The organism is Verrucomicrobiota bacterium (genome assembly GCA_016871535.1).
In the GTDB taxonomy this organism is placed as follows: Bacteria; Verrucomicrobiota; Verrucomicrobiia; order Limisphaerales; family SIBE01; genus VHCZ01.
On the sequence record VHCZ01000333.1, the window covers coordinates 1 to 5,987 of the forward strand.

The window sequence follows — 5,987 nt, forward strand, 5'->3', positions numbered from 1 at the left end:
GTCTTTTGTCCGTGGCCTGCGTTGGCTCACCCGTCACAGCCCGCTGCGGGGATGCTCCGGGCTCGCCGCCTTGGCCACAGCCAAAATCCCTCGCCGCAGGACCCCACGCAATTTTCAGACAGGCTCTGAAGGCGCCGGGCTCCGCGGATTGGCTGCAGATGGATTCAAGATTCTTCGGTGAGAATTTCGCGAGCGATCAAATCACCCATCTCCGCCGTGGAAAGCTTCCCGCCAAGGTCCGGTGTGCGGTTCGCCGGGGTCTCAAAAACCTTGGCGACAGCCTTGTGAATCTTGGCCGCGCCGCGTTGGGTCTCTGAATTTGACAGCCACTCCAGCATCAGGGCAACCGAAAGGATCGTGGCCACGGGATTCGCAATGCCCTTGCCGGCGATGTCCGGCGCGGTTCCGTGGGATGGTTGAAACACCGCGTGTCGCTCGCCGATGTCGCCGGAGGGAGCTATGCCCATTCCCCCGACGAGTCCCGCCGCAAGATCGGACAGAATGTCACCGAACATGTTCTCGGTGACGATTACATCGAAGCGCTGCGGGCGCTGAACCAGGTAAAGCGCCGCCGCATCCACATAGACTTTCTCGGTGCGAATGGACGGGAATTCCCAGCTCACTTCGTCGAAAATGCGGCGAAAAAATGCCATCGACGGCAGCACGTTCGCTTTGTCCACGAGCGTGACCAGCCCCCGGCGGCGAGTAGCCTCGCGGAAGGCGGCTCGGAAAATGCGCTCCGCCCCTTTGCGGGTGATCCGCATTGTGTCGGTGGCTTCGGAATCGTCAGCCGGCTTCCGGGCGAGGCGTCCGGAAAACAAGCCTTCGCAACTTTCGCGGAAGAGGACGAAATCAATTTCGCCAGCGCGGCAGGATTTGAGCGGCGTGTCGTTCGCGTGATAGAGGCGGATGGGACGCAAGCCGCAGAAAAGATCGAGCTTCTCGCGCAAATCGAGTTGCGGCGTCATTTCAAGCCCGTTCGGCCAGCGAACCTCCGGCAGCCCCATCGCGCCAAGGAGGATGGCGTGATGCTCACGGCAACGGGCAAGCGTGGCTGCCGGCAACGGATCGCCGTTGCGAAGGTATTCCCCGGCGCCGACCGAGAATTCTTCCAACTCAAACTTCACTTCCTTGAGACGCGATTCGACGGCGCGGAGCGCTTTAACGCCTTCGGCGATGACATCCGCGCCGATGCCGTCGCCCGGCAAAACTGCAATCTTGAATGTCATCGAGAGAGAATGAACGACTGGCGGGCGCGAATCCACACTAATGCGCCACCGCCGCTCGGGCGCAGTGCCAATTTGATGACAGGGATTCTCCTTTCCTCAAGTCCCTCAAGGGAGGTACGTCGTTAGCTCTCGTTGAGCGCCCAGGCTGGCGCCAGGCTCTACCGTTTGGTGAAGCGATAACCCCAAACCTGCGGAAAAGAGTTCCTCAGAGCCTGTCTGAAAAATGGGTGGAACGGGCTACCAGCCCGTGTTTGGCGGCAACCTGCCGCCAAAAGGCCCGGCGGACTGGTAGCCCGCCGCAACAGGCCGGTGGCCTGTTCCACCCAGAAGACAATTTTCAGACAGGCTCTCAAGAGTAGGGCAGGCATCCTGCTGCCGCTTGCCCGACTGGGTTTCCTCTGATACGCCTTGATGGGCAGGCTGGAAGCCTGCCCTACTTTGACGACTTGTGCTGCTCCGTTCCTCCTCACTTGCGTCTGCAATTGCCTTTTGTTTCGGGCAACTCGGCTCGGCCAGTTCGGCGACCGAAACTCGCCCGGGCCTGCTGGCTGAATATCAGTCCTTGAATCCACCGCCCGGCGCACCCCCGCTCCTCCGAGTGGACCCTAAGCCAGCCTTCAACTGGAGTGCGTCCAGCCCGCATCCTCGGATTCCTCCGGGGGCGTTTGGAGTGGTTTGGCGCGGTCAACTCGCGTTGAAAGAGGACGATTCGATTCGGTTCTTCGCCTTCCTCAGCGGTGAGCTCAGAATGGTCATCGACGGCGTGAATATCTTCGATGTGCGCAGCGCCGAGGCGAGGCGGAGAATCGAATCCACCGCGATCTTGAAACGCGCCCAGGGAACTTACCCGTTGGAAATCCAATACCGGTCGCTCGCAAACGCGCCGGCGCGCATTCAAATCTGGTGGGAAGGGGAGAGCTTCTCAGCCGAACCGTTGGCCGCGTCGAGATTGCGCCACGCATCGAGCGCCGTTCCGCCCGGATTTCAAGCGCAGGAGAAAATGGAAGAAGGCCGTGAATTGGTTCGGCAGTTCGGCTGCGTCCAGTGTCATACGGAAGCATTCCCAAGCGTGGCCGGCACGCCGCCCGGTCCTTCCCTGGAAAAACTCGCGAGCCGGGTTAGGCGCGACTGGTTGGTCGCCTGGCTGCGGAGTCCTGGGGAACTCCGCGGTCATGCGCGCATGCCGCGATTGTTCACCGCGGACCGCCGCGGTTTCATCGAGGCTTCGTTAATCGCTGATTTTCTTTTGCGCGGCGCGTCCGAGATTCCGCAAGGAAACCCACGTGATGCTGGAGACCATCGAGCCGGCCGGCAGGCGTTTGTCGGATTGGGTTGCGCGGCGTGCCATCACTTGCCCGAACCGGGAGAACCGGCATCTCCCACCACCGTGGACGAAAACGCCACCGTCTCGGAACGAACCACGCGAACGCCTTTCGTGAATCTCGCGGATCGATTCACCGCCGCGCAGTTGGCGGAATTCCTGGCTGCCCCGCGCACGCGCTACCCGGATGGCCGGATGCCTCGCTTGCCGTTGGAACCGCGAACCGCCCGTGACATCGCGGCCTATTTGTTGATGTGGTCGAAACCCGCGGTGCGGCAGCGAAGCGATGATGAACCACCCCGTGCCGACGAGATCAAGGCGATCGCGGAAAGCACCGGCGCCGCTGAAGACCCTGCGGCCACTGGCGCGGCGCTGGTCCGCCGAAAAGCCTGCGCGGCCTGTCATCCTGGCGTTGAAGGAATCGACACCGTTCCAACTCTGCTCCGGCTGACTGAGCTAGCCAGAAATTCGGAGTCCGGGTGCCTTGGCTCTGGCCATTTACCCCATTTCTCAATCTCTCAGTCCGACCGAGAAAAAATCGCTGCTTTTGCCTCGGTCGCCGAATTTGAGAAGCACGAGTCGCGATTCGCCGAACGCCAGCAGCTTTTGAAGCATTCGAGCTGCTTTGTCTGCCACCAGTCCGACGGCGACTCGCCGCCGTCCATCGAGGTAGTTGGCCAGAGCTTATGGACGCCGCATCTGATGCGGTTGCCGTATCAGCGGACGCCGCGCTTGACCGAGGCGCTGTCCAAATACACGCCCGCGTATTTGCTTGAAGCTATTGGCAACGGCGTGCGAGGGGTTCGGCCCTCCTGGTATTCTTACCGAATGCCCGCGTTTGGCGATGAAGCCGGGCAGATTGTTCAGGCGTTAGCCGAGCGAGACGGCGAGGTGGTGCCGGTCAGTTCGTCCTCGAACAAGGGAACCTTGGAAACGGACTCCGAGCCGACGTTGTCGATGTTTGGTGCCGGGCTGGTCGGATTCGATGGTTACGCGTGCGTCTCGTGTCACATCTGGTCGGGCAAAGAACTCACCGGGGTCGATCCCGGCGCGGTTGGACCGGAGTTGACGAGCGCGGCGTACCGAATCCGGCGCGACTGGTTCCATCGCTGGCTGGAAAACCCGGCGCGAATTCATCCCGGCACACCGATGCCCGTCTTCTTTCCGAAGGGCGAACCGGCGCCGATTTCGAACGTGCTGAACGGAGATGCACGCCGGCAAATGGACGCGATCTGGTCCTTTCTTTCGCTGGGAACGAATGCTCCGAGTCCGCAGCCGCGCCCACAGATCCCCGTGCACGCGCCGGCCGCCGGAGAGCCGCCGCTCATCGCCCAAATTCCGATTCGAATCGGCGGTGGGGAAATGATCGAAAGTCTGTGTGTCCAGTTCGGGAGCCACGATCTGATCGTGTACGACCTCGGCAACACGACGCTGCATAGCGTGCGGAGCGGTTCGCAAATCCTGAGAAACCCGAATGGCTGGCGAAGCTTTTCGCTCTCGAACGCGTCGAACGTTGTCGAGCTCGCGGCTAGGCCGGCGTTTCAATTGATGGATGCGAAGGGCGACGCGGTTGGAGAAGGGCTGGAGTTTCTGGGCTACGACCGACTTGCGGACGGCGCCAGGCTCCGATTTCGAACGATCGAGGATTCGCATGCAGTCCAAGTTGAAGAGTTGTTGCGGATGGATTCTACCGGCGCCGACCGGCGATTGCGGCGCGAATGGCGCGTGGCGAACATTCCGGCGGATGGTTCGGTCCGGATCAAAGCAAGCCTGAGTTTGGGGGAGACCGCTGATCGAACTTCACCGAGCGTTGCCGCTGCGAATGGCTGGACAAATTTGCAGGGCCAGGCACGCGTGCAGGCCGACGGGAACATGCTGACCATTTCTGGGGTTCCGGATTCAGGCGCCAAATCGTGGTCCGGCAGCTTCACATACGAACTGCCGGATTTGAGCCGAACCAAGACCTCTTCCATCAACGAATCTACCTTTCACAGAAGTCGCGATGCTCGCGAAGCGGAAGTACCGGGCGCACTTGAACGCCCCGGCTATCGCGCCATTCGATACGCGATCCCAAAAACCTTGAACGGTGAAGACCGCATCATGCCTTCCGCGCTCGCAGTTGATCCGAAGAGTGGACATCTCTTCGTTGCCTCTTTGAAGCTGGGAGAGATATTCGCCCTGCATGATCCCGAGGAAGACGGCACTGAAGCCGTGTTCAAAGACTATGCCCGCGGCTTATTTCAGGATGCTTACGCGATGCTCCACGAGGGTGACGCCCTGTACTTGCTCCACAGGCGGAATCTCACTCGAATTGTGGACGTGGATCACGACGGAGTAGCCGACCGATTTGACCGGGTTGCTGCTCTGCCGCACAGCACAGGCAACAAATACGACTGGGCTTATGGGCTGGTTCGGGATCGGACGGGAAGTTTTGTCCTAAGCTTTGCGCCCCACGCCGATGACCGAAATTTGCCGGGAATGGGCGGCGTGTTGAGTCTGGCGCTGGAGCGCGGCCAGGCGAGTTTCACGGAGATCGCGTTCGGATTGCGGAACGCCGTCGGATGGGCGAATGGACCGGGCGGTGAAGTTTTCTTCAGCGACAATCAGGGCGAATGGGTGCCCGCCAACAAGCTCTGTCACGTCGTGGAGGACCGATTCTACGGCTATCCGAATTCGGCGCGGCCGGAAGTTACGAAACGGACGCCGGGCGAAACGGCGATTTGGGTTCCGTACGCCTGGGCCAAATCGATCAACGGAATCGCTTACAGTCCGGACGGCAACTTCGGCCCGTTTGGCGGCCAGTTTTTCATGGCCGAACTCATGCACGGCGGCGCGATCATTCGGGCGAACGTGGAGAAGATCAATGGCGTTTATCAAGGCGCATGCTTTTCCTTTTGGGGCCGCGGCTTGGTGGGGCCGCTCGCGCTGGCGTTTGATCCGAAAGGCCGGCTTTACGTGGGTTCGATCACTCAACCGGCCTGGATGGCTCAGCCGGATCGCGGGGCCTTGTTCCGAATCGACTTCACGGGAGCGACACCGTTTGAGATTCAATCGATTCACGCCCTCGCCTCCGGATTCCGGCTGCGGCTTACGCAACCGGCAGCGCCCGCAACGGCATTGCAAACCGGGTCATATTCGATCGAACACTACCGGTACGAGTTCACGGGCGCGTACGGTTCGCCGGAACTGGACCGCACGCCGGTGCAAATCAAACGAGTCGAACTGGCCGACAACGATCGCATCGTGGATTTGACGACCGAACCGTTAGTTCCTGGCCGAGTTTACTCCATTTCAGCGACTGGCATCAGAAACGCGGGCGGTGAGCATCTCGTCCACTCCACCGGAGTCTATACGTTGAATCAGGTGCCCCAGGCGGTCCGTGCTGAGTCGAAAGCCACGAGAGCCGCGGATCGCTGACCAGGGCGGCTGACCTTAAG

At 60.9% G+C, this 5,987-nt stretch carries 2 protein-coding genes and 1 pseudogene; 2 read left to right on the top strand and 1 reads right to left on the bottom strand.

The features are described from left to right. Positions 1 to 181 (top strand): annotated as a pseudogene (locus tag FJ398_25315) (hypothetical protein). Here the strand turns inward: FJ398_25315 and FJ398_25320 are convergent. Beyond that, on the bottom strand, positions 165 to 1,229 hold the full coding sequence (locus FJ398_25320; protein ID MBM3841213.1) for an isocitrate/isopropylmalate dehydrogenase family protein: 1,065 nt from the start codon (positions 1,227 to 1,229) through the stop codon (positions 165 to 167). The pseudogene FJ398_25315 and the gene FJ398_25320 overlap by 17 nt on opposite strands. 448 nt (positions 1,230 to 1,677) lie before the next feature. On the opposite strand from FJ398_25320, the gene FJ398_25325 reads away from it, so the two are divergent. Next, complete coding sequence (locus tag FJ398_25325; GenBank protein ID MBM3841214.1) at positions 1,678 to 5,967, top strand: c-type cytochrome; 4,290 nt, start codon at positions 1,678 to 1,680, stop codon at positions 5,965 to 5,967. The last annotated feature ends 20 nt before the right edge of the window (positions 5,968 to 5,987 follow it).

Excerpts from the sequence above, each read along its gene's own strand:
- FJ398_25320 (MBM3841213.1), bottom strand. The coding sequence starts at position 1,229 with ATGACATTCAAGATTGCAGTTTTGCCGGGCGACGGCATCGGCGCGGAT.